Origin of the sequence: Ruegeria sp. HKCCD7251, assembly GCF_013031165.1 — a bacterium.
GTDB lineage: Bacteria > Pseudomonadota > Alphaproteobacteria > Rhodobacterales > Rhodobacteraceae > Ruegeria.
Genome location: NZ_WPZC01000008.1, coordinates 1 through 15,621, shown reverse-complemented (window position 1 = coordinate 15,621; position 15,621 = coordinate 1). Strand labels below are relative to the sequence as shown.

16 protein-coding genes are annotated in these 15,621 nt (G+C 55.2%); 4 read left to right on the top strand and 12 right to left on the bottom strand.

All coding sequences use genetic code 11. The annotated features are described in order from the left end of the window. The 3 genes from paaC to paaA are packed head-to-tail and all read right to left on the bottom strand — an operon-like array spanning window position 1 to window position 2,061. Window positions 1-771, bottom strand: a complete 771-nt coding sequence (paaC, locus tag GOX75_RS16795; protein WP_171125000.1) for a 1,2-phenylacetyl-CoA epoxidase subunit PaaC — start codon at window positions 769-771, stop codon at window positions 1-3. After that, on the bottom strand, window positions 771-1,061 hold the full coding sequence (paaB, locus tag GOX75_RS16790; RefSeq protein WP_171124998.1) for a 1,2-phenylacetyl-CoA epoxidase subunit PaaB: 291 nt from the start codon (window positions 1,059-1,061) through the stop codon (window positions 771-773). The genes paaC and paaB overlap by 1 nt, the downstream gene beginning before the upstream one ends. A gap of 4 nt (window positions 1,062-1,065) precedes the next feature. Further along, window positions 1,066-2,061 carry a 1,2-phenylacetyl-CoA epoxidase subunit PaaA gene (gene paaA / locus GOX75_RS16785; protein WP_171124996.1) on the bottom strand — a complete coding sequence of 332 codons (996 nt, stop codon included), beginning with the start codon at window positions 2,059-2,061 and terminating at the stop codon, window positions 1,066-1,068. 210 nt (window positions 2,062-2,271) lie between these two features. Here paaA and GOX75_RS16780 point away from each other — a divergent pair, with 210 nt between their 5' ends. Beyond that, window positions 2,272-3,120, top strand: coding sequence for a Rossmann-like and DUF2520 domain-containing protein (locus GOX75_RS16780; protein WP_171124994.1), 849 nt, complete (start codon window positions 2,272-2,274; stop codon window positions 3,118-3,120). Between the two features lie 2 nt (window positions 3,121-3,122). On the opposite strand, the gene GOX75_RS16775 is transcribed toward GOX75_RS16780, so the two are convergent. Genes GOX75_RS16775 through gntH form a run of 4 tightly spaced genes read right to left on the bottom strand, consistent with a single transcriptional unit; the run spans window position 3,123 to window position 7,763 of the window. Beyond that, complete coding sequence (locus GOX75_RS16775) at window positions 3,123-4,385, bottom strand: HupE/UreJ family protein (RefSeq protein ID WP_171124992.1); 1,263 nt, start codon at window positions 4,383-4,385, stop codon at window positions 3,123-3,125. A gap of 4 nt (window positions 4,386-4,389) precedes the next feature. Beyond that, a complete protein-coding gene (locus GOX75_RS16770; protein ID WP_171124990.1) occupies window positions 4,390-6,168 on the bottom strand; it encodes a hypothetical protein in 1,779 nt (592 codons plus the stop codon). Beyond that, complete coding sequence (locus tag GOX75_RS16765) at window positions 6,119-6,382, bottom strand: hypothetical protein (RefSeq protein ID WP_171124988.1); 264 nt, start codon at window positions 6,380-6,382, stop codon at window positions 6,119-6,121. Before GOX75_RS16765 ends, GOX75_RS16770 begins: the two co-directional genes overlap by 50 nt. 46 nt (window positions 6,383-6,428) lie before the next feature. After that, window positions 6,429-7,763, bottom strand: a complete 1,335-nt coding sequence (gene gntH / locus GOX75_RS16760) for a guanitoxin biosynthesis MBL fold metallo-hydrolase GntH (RefSeq protein ID WP_171124986.1) — start codon at window positions 7,761-7,763, stop codon at window positions 6,429-6,431. A gap of 179 nt (window positions 7,764-7,942) precedes the next feature. Between gntH and GOX75_RS16755 the strand changes: the two genes are divergently transcribed. Further along, the gene (locus GOX75_RS16755; RefSeq protein WP_171124984.1) at window positions 7,943-9,292 is read left to right on the top strand and encodes a tetratricopeptide repeat protein; all 1,350 of its coding nucleotides are present in this window, start codon (window positions 7,943-7,945) and stop codon (window positions 9,290-9,292) included. A 21-nt stretch (window positions 9,293-9,313) separates the two neighbouring features. Here GOX75_RS16755 and pqqE read toward each other — a convergent pair whose 3' ends face one another. From pqqE to pqqA, 5 genes are read right to left on the bottom strand one after another with little or no spacing between them, the layout of a single operon-like run. Continuing rightward, window positions 9,314-10,393: a pyrroloquinoline quinone biosynthesis protein PqqE gene (pqqE, locus tag GOX75_RS16750; RefSeq protein WP_171123179.1), complete on the bottom strand. Its 1,080-nt coding sequence runs from the start codon at window positions 10,391-10,393 to the stop codon at window positions 9,314-9,316. Next, entirely contained in the window at window positions 10,390-10,677 is a 288-nt protein-coding gene (gene pqqD, locus GOX75_RS16745; RefSeq protein WP_171123177.1) for a pyrroloquinoline quinone biosynthesis peptide chaperone PqqD, read from the bottom strand. The genes pqqE and pqqD overlap by 4 nt, the downstream gene beginning before the upstream one ends. Beyond that, window positions 10,674-11,402, bottom strand: coding sequence for a pyrroloquinoline-quinone synthase PqqC (gene pqqC / locus GOX75_RS16740; protein ID WP_171124982.1), 729 nt, complete (start codon window positions 11,400-11,402; stop codon window positions 10,674-10,676). The genes pqqD and pqqC overlap by 4 nt, the downstream gene beginning before the upstream one ends. Beyond that, window positions 11,399-12,286, bottom strand: coding sequence for a pyrroloquinoline quinone biosynthesis protein PqqB (gene pqqB, locus GOX75_RS16735; RefSeq protein WP_171124980.1), 888 nt, complete (start codon window positions 12,284-12,286; stop codon window positions 11,399-11,401). Before pqqB ends, pqqC begins: the two co-directional genes overlap by 4 nt. 26 nt (window positions 12,287-12,312) lie before the next feature. After that, complete coding sequence (gene pqqA / locus GOX75_RS16730) at window positions 12,313-12,420, bottom strand: pyrroloquinoline quinone precursor peptide PqqA (RefSeq protein WP_170537497.1); 108 nt, start codon at window positions 12,418-12,420, stop codon at window positions 12,313-12,315. Window positions 12,421-12,618: 198 nt separating this feature from the next. Between pqqA and GOX75_RS16725 the strand changes: the two genes are divergently transcribed. Further along, entirely contained in the window at window positions 12,619-14,682 is a 2,064-nt protein-coding gene (locus GOX75_RS16725) for a 4Fe-4S binding protein (protein ID WP_171124979.1), read from the top strand. Beyond that, window positions 14,682-15,569 (top strand): FAD:protein FMN transferase, encoded by an 888-nt coding sequence (locus tag GOX75_RS16720; RefSeq protein ID WP_171124977.1) that lies wholly within the window; start codon window positions 14,682-14,684, stop codon window positions 15,567-15,569. Before GOX75_RS16725 ends, GOX75_RS16720 begins: the two co-directional genes overlap by 1 nt. The last annotated feature ends 52 nt before the right edge of the window (window positions 15,570-15,621 follow it).

Below are 15,621 nucleotides of genomic sequence, written 5' to 3'. Positions count from 1 at the left end.
CTACCAAGTCGCTCCGGGGTAAGAGCGTTGGAGGGTTTGCATAACCGCCAGCATGTGTCCCAGATGCTCGGTGTGCCGAAACCCGGTGCGCCCACCTGATTGGGCAAATGCTCCCTCGGGCAATGTCAGGCAAGCTTCAGTCAACACGCGTTCAACCGTTTCCAGCCAGACGGAGTGTAGATCCGAGGGCAACGGCGCGACCCCCGCTTCGGCCATGGCGTTATCGGTGGCATCGTCCTTGAAAACCTCTCCGCTATAAGGCCAAAGGAACGTCAGCGCGTCCGTCATGCGGCGGTTGCTTTCTTCTGTCCCATCCCCCAAAGCAATCACCGTGTGAGAGGATCGGTCGAGGTGATATAGCGCCTCTTTCAAGCACTTGGCTGCGATCTCGGCCACGCGCGTGTTTTTCGAGTCCTGTAAGCGTGTCAGCCACGGTACCTGAAAGGCATCAAACAGGAACTGGCGCATTTGCGTCCTCCCAAAGTCGCCATTCGGCACCTCCAGCATCAGAAGGTTTCGATAATCGTAAACTTCGCGCAGAAAGGCCAGATCATCGGCGGTTAGCCCGGCACCTTCGACCTCACCGGCATATCCCAGCCACAACTGGGTCTGGCCGATCAAATCCAGAGCCATGTTCGCCAGCGCGATATCTTCTTCTAATACCGGAGCGACCCCGCACCATTCCGAAGTACGATGACCCAGCACCAGGGCATTGTCCCCCTGCCTGAGAAGGAACTCGAACAGAGGGCTTTCAGCAGCAGAGACTGTCATCACATTTTCCCAACTTCTTCCGGGATGTCGTAGAATGTCGGGTGCCGATAGACCTTGTCACGGGCCGGATCGAATAACGGTCCTTTGTCCGAGGGGTTGGAGGCTGTGATCTTTTCGGCTTCGATAACCCAGATGCTGACGCCTTCGTTGCGGCGCGTGTAAACGTCGCGCGCGTTGCGAATTGCATGCTCGGCATCTGCGGCGTGCAACGATCCGACATGGCGGTGGCTCATGCCGTGCTGTCCGCGGATAAAGACCTCCCACAGGGGCCATTCGTTTTCATGTGTCATCGGGTTACTCCGCAGCTTGAGAGCGTTTCTGGGATTTGCGCGCATGGGCAAGCATTGCCTCGCGCACCCACGCGCCATCATCCCACGCCTTGCGACGTGTGTTCAGACGCTCGGCGTTGCAGGGGCCATTGCCGGATATCACTTCGAAGAATTCCGACCAGTCTGGTTCGCTGAACTCGTAATGGCCGGTCTCGTCTATCCAGCGCAGGTTTTCATCGGGGATCGTCAGGCCCAGAAAATCGGCCTGCGGAACGGTTTCATCGACGAATTTCTGGCGTAACTCGTCGTTGGTGTTGATCTTGATTTTCCAAGCCATCGATTGCGCGGAATGCACGCTGTCCTTGTCCGACGGACCGAACATCATCAACGCAGGATACCAGAACCGGTTCAACGCATCCTGTGCCATGCGTTTTTGATCAGCGGTGCCTTCTTTCGCCATTTTTATCATGATGTGATAGCCTTGACGCTGGTGAAAGCTCTCTTCCTTGCAGATGCGAACCATTGCGCGCGCATATGGCCCATAGGACGTACGCTGCAGCGGCACCTGATTCATGATTGCAGCCCCATCGACCAGCCAACCGACCGCACCCATATCCGCCCAAGTAAGGGTGGGGTAGTTGAAGATGGACGAATACTTCATCCGCTCGGAATGAAGCATTTCCACCAGCTCATCCCGGCTGACGCCAAGCGTTTCAGCCGCACAATACAGGTAAAGCCCGTGTCCCGCCTCATCCTGTACTTTGGCCAGCAGATTGGCCTTACGTTCAAGCGTGGGTGCGCGGGTGATCCAATTGCCCTCGGGCAGTTGGCCGACGATTTCGGAATGGGCGTGCTGACCGATCTGCCGGATCAGCGTCTTGCGATAGGCCTCGGGCATATAGTCCTTTGGCTCAATCTTTTCCCCCCGGTCGATACGATCCTGAAAGGCTTTGTCCTCGGGGCTCATGTCGTCCCGTGATTGAACACCCTTTCCGGTGGACTTGACCATCTGTGCATACATGCTTGCGTCCTCCTCAAACGCAAAAACCCGCATATGCGGAGGCCGCGTCTGATCCTGTTTTTGGATCAGAATTGGGTCTTGTTGACTCTATTATGTTACGGAAATACTAAAGTTACAATGTTTTTGTAACATTAAATTCTCCGCGGGTTTGCTTGAGATATTTCCACGCCTAATCAATAAAGTATCCGACCAGAACAGGAGGTGACCGGCATGCACAGTTCAACGGTGAATATCATTGGTGCCGGGCGGGTGGGTCAAACGATTGCTCGGCTTCTGCAGGGCAAAGACGGCTATATTCTTCAGGATGTTTTGAATGCGCGTATGCAATCTGCGCAGGATTTTGTTGAGCTGATCGGTCAGGGCAGGGCCGTTGATAATTTTGCTGAGTTGCGTCCGGCGGATGTTTGGATGCTGACCGTACCGGATACTCAGATTCATCGCGTTGCCGAGCAGATTGCCGAGGCTTATTCAGCCAGCCCGACGCCTTCGGTGGCCTTGCATTGTAGCGGATTCTTTCCTGCCGATCAGATGGCACCACTGCGATCCTTGAACTGGCGGCTGGCCAGTGTTCACCCGGTTCTGTCTTTTGCCGATCCTCTGACCGCCGCGCGTCAGTTCAATGGGGTGCTTTGCGGTGTTGAAGGTGATCCAGAAGCGACGGAAGTGGCCACAACTATGTTCGAAGCGCTTGGTGCCAAGTGCTTTCCAATTAAGTCAGAAGGCAAAAGCCTGTACCACGCAGCGGCGGTCATTTCGAACAACTTCACGGTCGTTTTGCAAGCTATTGCACGTGAAGCATGGGATGCAGCCGGTGTTCCGGATGACGTCGCCCAACAGTTGAACGAAACGCTGCTTCGCGGGACGTGCGATAATGTTTGCGCGCAAGGACCCAAGGCCGCTTTGACAGGTCCGGCGGCAAGGGGCGATAATTTTGTGGTTGAAACACAAGGCCGGGATGTCGGTGACTGGCATCCTGTGGCTGGGCGCATTTACAGCGATCTGAGCGCGTTGGCAAAATCCCTGAGCGAAGGTGGAAAAACACGCTCAGCAGGTGACTGATTTTATGTGATCAGCAGGGAAAAGCGCTCGACGACCCAGATCAATGCAACAACCGAAATCGAGGCGGCAATGAAAGCCCGCGCCCCGATCCAAACGGATGTCGGCATTCGCCTGAGGATAAGGACCAACGGCCATGTCACCAGAACGATCATCAACTGTCCGATCTCGACGCCGACATTAAAGGCCAGAAGGCTTTGCCAGACATTGTCCGCGTCAACCTTCAGAATTTCGCGCAGCATGAACGAGAACCCAAACCCGTGCAAAAGCCCGACACCAGCCGTTACGCCAGCCGCAACAAGGTAAGAGTGTTTGCCCCCCGATCTTTGAAACACGGCGTCGGCGGCCGCGAGTATGATGGTCATGGCGATTGCCGTTTCAACGGCCGGAATGAACCAAGGCGCTGAAGGTGCCAGACCGAAAAACCCCATGATCAAAGTCACGCTGTGGCCCAGCGTGAAACCTGTCACCCGCGCAAGCAGGGCCTTTAAGTTCAGCGATCCGATCACCATGCACAGGACAAACAGAACATGATCAATGCCCTCAATTATGTGCCGGACGCCTTCAACGACAAAAGTCGCAGCGGCAGAGGATGCAGTTCCAGTGATTTCGATAGGTTCGGCCAGCAACCCCTTGGCGCGGTAGGTTTGCGTTTCGCCGTTGTGATAATTCAGAATAAGGTTGGCAGTTTCGTCCTGGCCCGCCAGACCGGGGTTGGACAACATCGACAGCGCATAGGCGGCATCTGACGCATCACCGAACGTCAGCCATATATCAACGACGGTATCACCCACGTAAACTTGCTGATCGCTGCCTATGTTGATGGCAGTCGCTGCCAAGGCTTCTGTTGCCTCGGCTTTAGTCGCAAAGCCCGGCTCTTGACCGATGGGATAGACTTTCAGATTGACGATATGACCTTGGAGCCTGCCATCGGCCTGCTCGATTACAAGCTCGTTGAGGACAATATCCGCAAGGGCAAATGGCGCGCGCCTGAGCGCCTCAACATCGACCAAGTGCATGACAACACCGTCTTGCAATTCATTGGTTGTGAAAGGTGCAGGGCGGGGCAGGCCGTCGGTCCCGGCAGGCCCAACTTTATCCGCCAGAACATAAGCCATCGGCGTGCGCAGCATCACATTTAGTCCGCTGTCGTCACGGACGATATGAAATATGCGAACATTCTGGTTCAGGTTGAAATGCGCCCAGGCCCCACCTGCGACAGACAGATATGATAAAACCAGTACCGCAAAACGTATTGCAAATCGCATTATGTCATCCTTGCTTCTGCGCGTTCAGGACGGTCAAGCCATCCAGATGCCATTGGTCGCCATGTCGCGACACGTTCATCAAACCGCGAAACAGCACGGATTGCTGATGCAGATGTCCCCAATGGCCGCCGCTGACCCGTGCTGTCCAATTCGCGATAATCTGGTGCGAGTTTCTGTCTTCGCCGGACGACAGCCCCTCAATCCGCAGATCGACGATCTTGTCGGTCTTCGCCAAAGCCCCCGAGGGTAGGCTTACGGATAGGCCTCGACGCAGCTCATCGCGAATTTGATCGCGATTGTCGGGTGTGACAAACGGCTCTAACGCCGCTTCCACACCTTTTATATCGGGTTCCAGCATCGCGACGCTCAGGTTGCCAAGCAGTCCCTGAACAACTTGGTGAGTGGTTACTTCATCCGGTGCAGCGGCGGTCATCATTGGCAGGGCATTGCGGATTGGAATGGTCAGCAGCGCCGCTGTCGTGAAGGCTCCAAGCATCACGGCAAAAACGGTTCTTCGACTGGTGTTCGTGCGCAGTGCGAGTCCCGCGCAAATGAGGGCCGCCAAGCCAAACCCGATCGAAAGCATCGGGAGGGAGACCAAACCGGCGGACTTTACGACAACGGGTTGCGTTATGGGGTTTTCCCAAGACGTCAGATGATTGTTCCAAACCACGGTCGGGTCCGATTTGTAGATTTGCGAGGGGACGGCCCCAGCAGGGTCGCTTAGGGTGACCGGAATAATATCGGTCCCGTCGGGGAAAAGTTGCCATGTCATATCTACGCGATCGGCCAGCGTAGCGTTTGGATAGGACAATACAGCGCCCATCAACATGGTTGTCCGTTGCGCCTCGGCCTCGTCGGGTAATACGCGCAACCCGTCCGCACCGACCGCGATCCGCGAGACCTGAACGTCGCGGGGCGATACGTTTGTACCGTTGATTGACAGGGGGTTGTGCTGTTCAAAAAAGGATGCAGCTTCCGACTTCACCCGCGCCACCTGATCCGGTGAAAGGCGTTCCGCCGGACCCAAATTCAGGTCTGCCCATGCTTCAAAGTCCTTCAGCCGAAAGATTATTTCATGGCGAACTTCCCGGGGCTCCATCGACAGGAACGACATGAGAGGGGACTTGTGATGGCGCGTCAGATTCGGGTTTTCAAACGTGGTAAACCAGGGGTCTTCCCAGTTGGGCAGCATTGTTTCCGGGCGGGACAGGTATCGGTAATCGGTTACGGGCACCCCGAGATGTTCGGCGACCATACCAATTGAGGCTAAAGGAATGCCGTTTTCATTTAGTGGCGGCGTAAACGTGATCTGTGTCGGCTGGCCTTGGAATTGGAATTCCATTTCAACAAATACAACGTCTTCGCTTCGGGGCCGCGGAGCTATCACTTTGCTAGCGGCGGTCAGTCTGGGTGTTCTGCGGCGAACATCTATCAACCGGACCACTGGGGTCAGAGTTTTGCCATCTGCCGCCACACCAAAGGTTCGCCCCGTCCGGGCCGCCAACGCGCGCCCTGTTCCATCATCGGGCGCAACAAAAAACGGATAGTCGCCAAGGTCTATTTCCAGCGCGACGCGAACGCGGCCGTCTTCGACCAACAGCTCTGCAAAATTGGGAGCGGTCTCGCCGCCATAAGGGGATACGAGGTCTGCGGCACTATCCTTGGGCCTGATCAACACGCAGGCCAAAAACAATGCCCAAAAACACCAGTTCACCGACCGTGCGAGCGTCTTAGAAACGAAAAGTGATAGCCGCATAAAGACCGTTTTTACTGACGTCATAATCAAACTCTCCGTCAGGCTGATCTGTCGAAAAGTCGATGACATAGAACTGATACCCAAAGCGCAGTGATGTGTTCTCCCAACTTTTCCAGTCAAACCCGGCCAGAACGAGGTATCGCTGATCATCCCCGTTCAGGCCGAAACTGATCAGTTCACCTCGGGCCGCGAAGTTCCACCTTTCATTTATGTCTGACACGCGGCGAATGGCAACCATCGGTTCAGCCGAATGTCCTACCCGACCCGGTTCCGGCGATGTCGAATTACTGCTCATCTCCGGGGTAGGGGAACGTTTGCCCCAACACTTCTGACGCTTCTTCGTAGATTGGGCGGAGCACATCATCCACATCGTCGATCCCGTCCAGAGTGAACTGTGAAAACGTCATGACCTCTTGTGGTACGCCTGCTTTTTCCGAGAAATCGATACGGTCTTGCATATCGGGCGCCTGTGCGGGTGCGGCCAGTGGCGGCGCCCATGTGTGTTCTTCTGTGACCGCCATGCGGACTGAGATGTCATCCTTGGTGACGTTCCAGACCATGAAATCGTCTGCAAGGGTCAGTGGTCCGTCATAAGTGGAGCGTATTCTTTCATAGACACCGTTGGCCGTGTCGAAGTCATTGAAAAAGTGATAGGCGACGGCCATGCGGGGTTTTATGTCGCTCATGACTTTTCCAAAGGCTTCTGGGGCCGTGTGAACCTGTGTTCCCACCAGAAGGGCGGATTCGGGTGTAAATTTCATTTTAGTGACCAATTCCGGCACCGCAATAAAACACTCATGGATCGCTAGATCGGCATTTTGCGCGTGTTCCTTGAACCATTTGTTAGGATACGTGTCAGAGCTAAAAACAAATTTCAGACCGTTCCATTCCAATGCATAGCTAACTGACCCATCAATGGCGTGAATTGCCGGAAAGGAACGGATGGTAACACCGTTGCTTTCATAAACAATCTGGTTCTCACCGGTGTAGTCAAACTCGTTTATCTCGAGGTTATAGCCCCGGAAATCTGTGTTTCCCGCCCTTGCTGCAAGGTCCCATGTCAGCATCCTGCGCATGTTCTCCAACGCATATGCCGTGCCGAGTTCCTCCACTGGGCCGCTTGGCCCCCACACGCGCAATGGCACGTTTCGCCCCATCAATGCACCGCCGATAAAGAGGTCATGCAAGGCCCCGAAATGGTCAGTGTGGAGGTGCCCGATAAAGACCTTGTCCAAATAGTTGTAGGGGATTTGCAATGATGAAATTCGTTCCGCTGAACCTGATCCGATGTCGAACAGGAACTTGTCGCCGTTTCCCAATTCAACAAGGAAACACGCCGCAGCCTGTGCTGCACGCGTGGTTGGCATCCCGGTGCCGCAGGCGATGACCCGCATCTCGTCTTCAGCCAGATCTTCGGTGTTCGGGTAATAAACGTCACGGGGGCGGTCGCGCACCATTGTTGGCGAAACCTCCTGGGTTTCTTGTGCATAGGCGGCATTTGGTACGAACAAAGCCTCTATGGTGTTGGTGAAGGTCTGGGGCGCTATAGCCCACGCGCCAAAGACCAGCCCGATCGAAAAGTGTTTGCCGAGATGTGAAAGACGTGTGCGCCGTGACATGGATTTCCCCTTTGTGATCAAATGACAATGCAATTCGGAGCAATTCGGATTGCAGACCAGTTAGGCTTACCTGCGGGGTGTACCCTTTTAATTCTGCACCGTGATGGCACTTCGCGTAAGTGACTCACGGTGAAAATCCGGGTGACTCACGTCGAATTAATTGCAAGTATCTGAATGTGATGGCCGCTTCAGATGGAATCTCAGAACAAGACAAGCGCCGTGCGCTTGCCAATGTGTTAGACGATACGCATTTCGATGGCGCGGATAGGCTGCGTTCTTTTCTAAACTATGTGGTTGAGGAAGAGATCGCAGGTCGGGGGGCCGATATTCGCGGAAAGACGGTCGCGCAGGATGTCTATGACCGCGACACGTCAGAAGGCATAGACCCGGAAAACGTCGTCCGCGTGGACGCACGGCGACTTCGGCAGCTTTTGGAACTGTATTACGAGGGCGTTGGTAAGTTTGACCCCGTTCGATTGCACATCGACACAGGAGGGTATCGCCCACGATTTGAGCCTGCGACGAAGAGTATTCAGCCCGAACCCCGTAAGTCAGAAAAAATATTTTGGTTGCCACTTACGACGTTCTCCGCAGGTGTGTTTTTGGGCGCGGTCTTGGCGGTCAGCTTTTTGCCTGTAACGTCGGAGCGGGGTTCCGGTTCAAAGCCTGATAATGTTGCGGTGGGAAAGCCCGACTTGCTGCGTAACGCCGCGATTTATGAAAAGTCTCCGTCTGCTTTGCAGGCCTACAACCTTGCGCAACAGGCGCGCGTGATGACTTTCCCGATTTTTGATTTGCAAAGACAGATACTGGTCCTTTCGGTGTTTGAACGGGTCATCGAAATGGATGCAACCTATTTCGGAGGGTACGCAGGAGCGGCACAGACTCTGGCGACGCTGTCCATCCTGACCCCTGAGTTGCAGGAGAAATCTGACTACGCGACGGCTGCTATGGATTTCGCAAACGAAGCGATGCAACTGGCGCCCGAGCATGGGTGGAGCCAGTCGGCAAAAAGCTGGGCTTATTTTGCCAATGGGGATTATGAGACGGCTTTGACGCTTGGGCGGCGTGCATCCCAGCTTGACCCGGCAGACGGCGCCATTCTGGATTTTCTGGGTGCTGTTGCCCTGTTTTCTGGTGACTTCGAAGAAGCTGTCGAAATTGCGGATCGTCTGTCTTTGCTGGAGTCCAGCAATCAACGGTTTGCCAATCGCAACATCTCTGGAGCGGCACATTTTCATCTAGGTGAATTTGAAACGACGATTGCAAGGTTTGAAGAGGCGAAGGAGCTGGGCGACCCTCTCAGCGCGCCGTCATTGGCTTATGTGACCGCTTCGTTAGCGGCTTTGGGACGCAAGCCAGAGGCGCGCGCGAAACTGGCAGAGCTGGAGCTTGCCTGGCCGGAAGTGCCGGTCGATGCGATGTTGAAAAGTATCTACAGGAATGACGCACATGCAGCGGCGGTCATTGATAGGCTGGTCGCATTAGGGTGGACTGGACCGTCGCAAGAAACAGCGGCGTCGCAATAAAGGCCCGCCAATTATCAAGGGTCAAAGTCTTCGGTAAACTAGGTCGCTTTCCTGCGCGTTTGGTTCCTGATGCAAAATCTCAGTGACTTTCGCGTGAAGTGGCGATTTCCTGCATATGGGATCCGTTGCTCCGGCGTCGCCAGCCAATGCAAGGGCTTGACACCGACAGCCGCCAAAATCCAGATCTTTTCGGTCGCAGCTCTGACAAGGTTCGGGCATCCAATCTGTTCCGCGATAGGCGTTGAAGGCTTGGCTTTTGTACCAGATATCTTCAAGCCCGGTGTCGCGGACGTTTTCAAACCTGAGATGGGTCAGTGTCTGGGCTGCGTGGCAGGGCAGTACCGTACCGTTGGGCGTAATGTTCAAACCGGTTGATCCCCACCCACCCATGCACGCCTTGGGAAAATCGGAATAGTAATCTGGCGGGACGAAATCAAAGGCCAGAACCCCCTGTAACCGACGGGCGGCCTGGGCCACTGTTTCCTTCACAGCCTGGGTCTGTTCCCGAGTCGGCAGCAGGGCGGCGCGGTTCTGCAGCGCCCAGCCGTGAAACTGGACACAGGCAACTTCGAGCCGTCGCGCGCCAAGTTCGACGGCCATTTCAATGGTTCGGTCCAGATCATCCAGATTCTTCCGGTGCATTACCGCGTTCAGCGTGAGCGGAATGCCCCTTTCCCGGATGTCTTTGGCAACGCTCATTTTGCGATCGAACCCACCGCGATACCCGCCGATAAAATCTGCAAGGTTGGCGTTTGTGCCCTGAAGCGACAATTGGATGTGATCCAGTCCTGCGGCTTCCAGATTGTCCAGACGCTTGGGTGTCAATCCAATGCCTGATGTGATCAGGTTAGTATAAAGTCCAAGCCCAGCCGAGTGTTCCGTAAGTTCTTCGAGGTCGCGGCGCGAAGCAGGCTCTCCGCCGGACAGATGCACTTGCAAAACACCAAGGTCGCGCGCTTGTCCCAGGACCTCTTTCCACGTTTCCGTGTCCAGTTCGGTCTCTTTACGCTCCAACTCGACCGGGTTGCTGCAATAGGGACAACTAAGCGGACAGCGATGTGTCAGCTCTGCAAGCAGGGCTATTGGCGCAGATGGGGTCATTCCTTCACCATTACGTAAAGCCGGCCGCGCAAGGCTTGCAGAAATCGCTGGACATCAGGTTCTACCTGTTCGGCTGGCGCGTTGTAGGTGGTGGCCAAATCCTGAACCAAGTCTTCAAGTCTGGTCATGCCGTCGATCCGTGACAGGATCGCAACTCCGATATCGTCCAGCTCGATGACTTTTTCGGGCGCCATCAAAACGGTTCGGTTGCGTTTCTCGTCGCGTTGTACGCGGACCCCGCGGGGCAGGTAAGGACGGTCGGTTTTGCGCAGCGCCAGGGTCATGCCATGCCTTCTCCGGGCTTCCATGCGCCGGGAGGGACCGCGCCCGGCGTGACATAAGCTGACCACAACGCGTCTAACTGGGCCCAAAGCACGTTGGTTTTGAATATCAGCGCGTCGCAGGCCATATCCTCTTTTTCGGCTGTATCCGCATGATCCAACACCCAGTTGAGGCCAAAGGCCACGTCTTTGGGTGCCTGAGTCAGGCGCTTACGGAAATAAGACAGGCTATCCGCGTTTGCGAAATCATAATGAGCTAACAGTCCTTCGATCCGTTGCTCGTGGATTTTGGGCGCAAACAACTCGGTCAGAGATGACGCGACGGCCTGAAGCATCGGGCGTTCACGAACATAATGGACATAGGCATCGACAGCGAACTGAGTTGCGGGCAGCACTCCACGGCCCGCTGCAACGTAGTCGGGGTCCAGCCCCACGGCTTCGGCCAGTTTCAACCAACGTCGGATGCCGCCACCTTCTTCAACGCCGCCGTCATGATCTTCGATGCGCGAGCGCCATTCACGGCGAATGTCCGGGTCCGCGCAACGCGACATGAAAGCTGCGTCTTTCAAAGGGATTGCGGCTTGATATGCCCAGCGATTGATCACCCAGGCGCGCACTTGATCCGGTGAACACTGCCCGCTGTGAAGACGGTGATGAAAGGGGTGTTTGTCGTGATACCGTTCTTGTCCGATCTGCCGCAGACGGGCTTCCAAGGTCTCTCGGCTCATATTGCGATCTCCTGCCCATCAAACGCGATTGACCAGCCAGCCTTTTCAACGGCAGCGCGCTCGGGGCTGTTTGGTTGCAACATCGGGTTTGTATTATTGATATGGATGAACGTCTTGGCAGCCGTTACTCCGGCCAGTTGCGCGATCGACCCCTCAGGCCCGTTGACCGAGATATGACCCATACGCCGACCTGTTTTCACCCCGGTGCTCGTACGGATCATCTCGTCGTCTTCATACAATGTTCCGTCAAAGAAGAGCTGATCCGCGTCACGAAGCTGATCCAGCAGCTTTGGCGTTACCCGTGCGCAGCCGGGAATGTAATAAGCCACTCTGGTACCAGTCGAAAGGCGCACTCCAACGGTTTGTTCGCCCATCAGGTTGGTGTCTACGGCCTCGCCTTCCATGAACAAGGGAACCTTTCCCGGAACAGCGAACAACCGTGCCTGCAGACCATCCTGTAGGGCAAAGTCTTTGTCCAAGGCGATGCGGGAACGTGTTACTTTTTCTCGGTTCACGGCGTCAAAAATTTTGTTTGCTGCCAGAACATCAAGAATATCTCCGGTGGCAAACAGCGAAAACGGTGTCTGCTCGCGCAGGCTGAGAAGGCCCGCAATGTGGTCGATGTCCCCATTCGTCAGCAGAACCGACGCAACAGGTGTGTCGCGAATTGATCGGGGATGCAGTTGAGGATTGTCCAGCATCTGCTGCCGGATGTCTGGTGAAGCGTTCAGAATGCTCCAGTTTTCACCGTCAGGTGACACAGCCAATGAGGACTGACCCGATGGAGGGATAACCCCGCTACGTGCGTCCCGGCAATTCCGGCAGCCGCAATTCCATTGCGGCAGTCCGCCACCAGCAGAAGCCCCAAGAACCAAAAATCGCACCTCGGGCCTCCGCTGAGCTTAAGTGATTAGAACAGGTCGCGCTCGTGCTCGCGGCCTTCGTCCTCGGACGGAGAATACATATTGATCTCCATGCCGCAATTCACTTCCTTCAGTTTAGGCGTGCTCCAGGTCATTGATTCCTCCACAGCTGGGTGACTACAGCAAAAAACCTACAACCGGCACCTTATCGGGAAAATGCTGCTTTGGTCGTAAGACTGTAATCTCATTGTCTGATCCATTACGCGCATCGTCAATGGCCCGAGATAGGCAAACTGCGTTTTAGGACTTTCGTCGAATGTCCTGCGTGTGATGGGAAATATAGTGTTCAGCCCATGCGCACGCTGGTTGCAATGATTATCCTGCTATTCGGCAGCCTGATGGCTGCGGCTGAACCGCTGCCGCGGGAAAAACTCGAGGACTTTATTCGTGCGCCGTTTTCCCTTGGGGACGCCCTGAACGACAAAGGGGTCTACGCGCTCCTGAATTCGGGCGGTATCGAGGCCGGATTTGTTTTTGAAACTGAGCCCTTAGCGCCCTTGCCGGGTTTTTCCGGAGCGCCGATCAACATGTTGGTTGTATTGGACCTGGAAGGGCGGTTCATGGACGTCCAACTGATTGAGCATAATGAACCGATCTTTGTCTCAGGTTTGGGACAAGCGCCCTTTCACAAGTTCTTTGAGCAGTATGGGGGACATTCGATCTCGGACTCAATCGTAGTCGGCACACAGTACGGCGACGCCGCATCGGGATCACAGCTTGTTTACCTCGACGGCGTTACCAAGGCCACTGCCAGTGTCCGCATCGCGCATGAATCGGTCATGGGCGCTGCTCTTGCGGTGGCGCGGGAAAAGATGCAGGGCTTGGCGACGTCACTGCCCGCCTTCCCGAACCCGGATCATGACGAAAACCTGACTTGGGATGACTTGATCGCCACCGGGATCGCAACCCACAAAACGCTGTCAAATTCCGAAGTGGACGCACTTTTTGCTGGCACTTTGTGGGAAGATGACGACCCCGAGGCACGGGATTACCCGGATGAGCCGTATCTCGACCTGTGGATCGTGGACTTGGGGCCTAAATCAATTGCCCGTGCTGCGCTTTCGACCGGCAGTTTCGAAGAACTGCAGGGTTTTATGGAGATTTCGGACAATGATGAGCCGATCCTTCTGATCGAAACCGCCCGACACGGCCTTGTTAGTGATGAATTCGTTCGAAACACAGCGCCTGATTGGATTTCAGCCGAACAGGATGGATTGCCAGTGGCCCTGCGCGATGCCGACCTGCTTGTTGAACTGGCAGATGGCGCGCCAGATGGCACTGCCATGATCCTGCGGACAGACCGGCGATTGGGTTTTGATCCTTCGCGGGACTGGATTCTAAAGGTATTGGCCGTGCGGGAACATGGCATGTTCCAGCCGGAAACCGGGTCGGTAACACTCGAAATCTCACACTCAACCCCTGATCGTTTCTTTTCCCGACCCGTTCAGATCAAACCTGCACCGCCGTGGTTGGAAGCTCTGAGAAGCCGCCAATCCGACATGATTATCCTGTCGGTATTTTTGGTTGGGCTGGTGTCCGTGCTTGAATTCCGAATGAATTCACTTGCCGCCCAGCCAATGTTCACTCCGTACCGCCTTGGCATTCTGGCTGTTGTCGTTGGATTTGTCGGGTGGTGGGGTCAGGGGCAATTGTCAATCGTGACGGTTCTCGGCACCCTTCGTGCCGCACTCGAGGGAGGCAGCTTTGCGTTTCTTCTCTATGATCCCTTTTCGCTCCTGATTTGGGCGGTTTCGATTGTTGGTCTTGTCGCGTGGGGCAGGGGGCTGTTTTGCGGCTGGCTCTGCCCATTTGGCGCGCTGCAGGAATTTGCGCACCATGTAGGAAGGGCTTTGCGGATTCCGCAAATAGAACCGTCCGACAAATGGGACCAGCGTTTGAAATGGTTGAAATACGTGGTGCTCGCGGGTCTTGTCGTTGTCGTTTTTACGATCCCCGATCAGATCGACAAAGCCGCCGAGGTGGAACCTTTCAAAACCGCTATCACCACTTTCTTCGTGCGCGAATGGTACTATGCCGTTTATGCCGCCTTCTGGCTTTTCCTGGGCATGGTCATGTTCAAAGGGTTTTGCCGCTATGTCTGCCCGTTGGGCGCGTTTTTGGCAATCGGAGGGCTTATACGCGGACGCGATTGGATCGACCGCAAGGCTGAATGTGGTTCGCCATGCCAACTTTGCCGGGTAAAGTGTAAATATGGTGCAATCAAAAAGACTGGGGAAATCCAGTACAATGAATGCTTCCATTGTTTGGACTGCGTCGCAATTCACGACGACCGTCAGCGTTGCGTCCCATTGATCATTGCCGCCCGCCGTCAGGAACGAAAGGTTGCTGCCAAGTGATGAAACGCCGCCGTTTTCTAGCAATCTCTGCCGCTGCAATTGCCGCCCCCGCTGGCGCTCAGACAACGACCTGGCGCGGATACGCTTTGGGTGCCGAAGTCAGCCTGACCTTTGAGGGAGACCCCACCACTGCCGCCGCAGCCATAGAAAAAGTGACCGCGTTGCTGCAAGATTGTGAGGACCAATTCAGCCTGTATCGCCCCAGTTCAGCCTTGTCGCAGTTGAACAGCCAAGGCAGCCTGCGCAACCCATCACCGCAATTTCTTCAGCTACTTCTGGCCTGCCAAGAGGCGTACATTTTGACAGGTGGCCAATTTGATCCAACGGTTCAACCGTTGTGGGAAGCATTGGCCAAGGGCAGAGATCTTGACGCGGCAAAAGGCTTAATTGGCTGGGACCGTGTGAAGATTTCTCCAGACAGAATTATTCTTGGCCGTGGTCAGAAATTGACACTGAACGGCATCGCGCAGGGCTATGCGACAGATATGGTTGCCGGTGTCCTCAAACAGTCAGGCTGGACCAAAGTTCTGGTCAATGTCGGAGAGTTTCACGCCGGTGGTAAGGTATGGACTTTGGGTATTTCCGACCCTCGTCATGGCATCGTTCAGACTGTCCAACTGAAGGACAGAGCGATCGCAACATCCAGCCCGCAAGCGATGAGGTTGAGCGCAGAGCACACCCATATTCTTGATCCCAGAAATCACGGAGCGCCGGTGTGGTCGACGGTCAGCGTTGAAGCTTCGAATGCAACTACCGCCGATGCACTGTCCACAGCGTTTTGTTACCTGAGTGTGGATGAAATCGAACGGACACTTGCGAAAACAAACGGATACCCGTCCGCCTTTTGCGTGCTTCCTGACGGTAGGGTCAGATATTTGACCGTGTAACCAAGGCCCTTTGTTTCCGGGCCTTGGTTTATTGGTGTGTTACGAGCAGGCG

What these genes read in the sequence shown, in the direction of transcription:
- paaC (WP_171125000.1), bottom strand. Translation starts at nt 771, where the DNA reads ATGACAGTCTCTGCTGCTGAAAGCCCTCTGTTCGAGTTCCTTCTCAGG.
- paaB (WP_171124998.1), bottom strand. Translation starts at nt 1,061, where the DNA reads ATGACACATGAAAACGAATGGCCCCTGTGGGAGGTCTTTATCCGCGGA.
- paaA (WP_171124996.1), bottom strand. Translation starts at nt 2,061, where the DNA reads ATGTATGCACAGATGGTCAAGTCCACCGGAAAGGGTGTTCAATCACGG.
- GOX75_RS16780 (WP_171124994.1), top strand. Translation starts at nt 2,272, where the DNA reads ATGCACAGTTCAACGGTGAATATCATTGGTGCCGGGCGGGTGGGTCAA.
- GOX75_RS16775 (WP_171124992.1), bottom strand. Translation starts at nt 4,385, where the DNA reads ATGCGATTTGCAATACGTTTTGCGGTACTGGTTTTATCATATCTGTCT.
- GOX75_RS16770 (WP_171124990.1), bottom strand. Translation starts at nt 6,168, where the DNA reads ATGACGTCAGTAAAAACGGTCTTTATGCGGCTATCACTTTTCGTTTCT.
- GOX75_RS16765 (WP_171124988.1), bottom strand. Translation starts at nt 6,382, where the DNA reads ATGGTTGCCATTCGCCGCGTGTCAGACATAAATGAAAGGTGGAACTTC.
- gntH (WP_171124986.1), bottom strand. Translation starts at nt 7,763, where the DNA reads ATGTCACGGCGCACACGTCTTTCACATCTCGGCAAACACTTTTCGATC.
- GOX75_RS16755 (WP_171124984.1), top strand. Translation starts at nt 7,943, where the DNA reads ATGGCCGCTTCAGATGGAATCTCAGAACAAGACAAGCGCCGTGCGCTT.
- pqqE (WP_171123179.1), bottom strand. Translation starts at nt 10,393, where the DNA reads ATGACCCCATCTGCGCCAATAGCCCTGCTTGCAGAGCTGACACATCGC.
- pqqD (WP_171123177.1), bottom strand. Translation starts at nt 10,677, where the DNA reads ATGACCCTGGCGCTGCGCAAAACCGACCGTCCTTACCTGCCCCGCGGG.
- pqqC (WP_171124982.1), bottom strand. Translation starts at nt 11,402, where the DNA reads ATGAGCCGAGAGACCTTGGAAGCCCGTCTGCGGCAGATCGGACAAGAA.
- pqqA (WP_170537497.1), bottom strand. Translation starts at nt 12,420, where the DNA reads ATGACCTGGAGCACGCCTAAACTGAAGGAAGTGAATTGCGGCATGGAG.
- GOX75_RS16725 (WP_171124979.1), top strand. Translation starts at nt 12,619, where the DNA reads ATGCGCACGCTGGTTGCAATGATTATCCTGCTATTCGGCAGCCTGATG.
- GOX75_RS16720 (WP_171124977.1), top strand. Translation starts at nt 14,682, where the DNA reads ATGAAACGCCGCCGTTTTCTAGCAATCTCTGCCGCTGCAATTGCCGCC.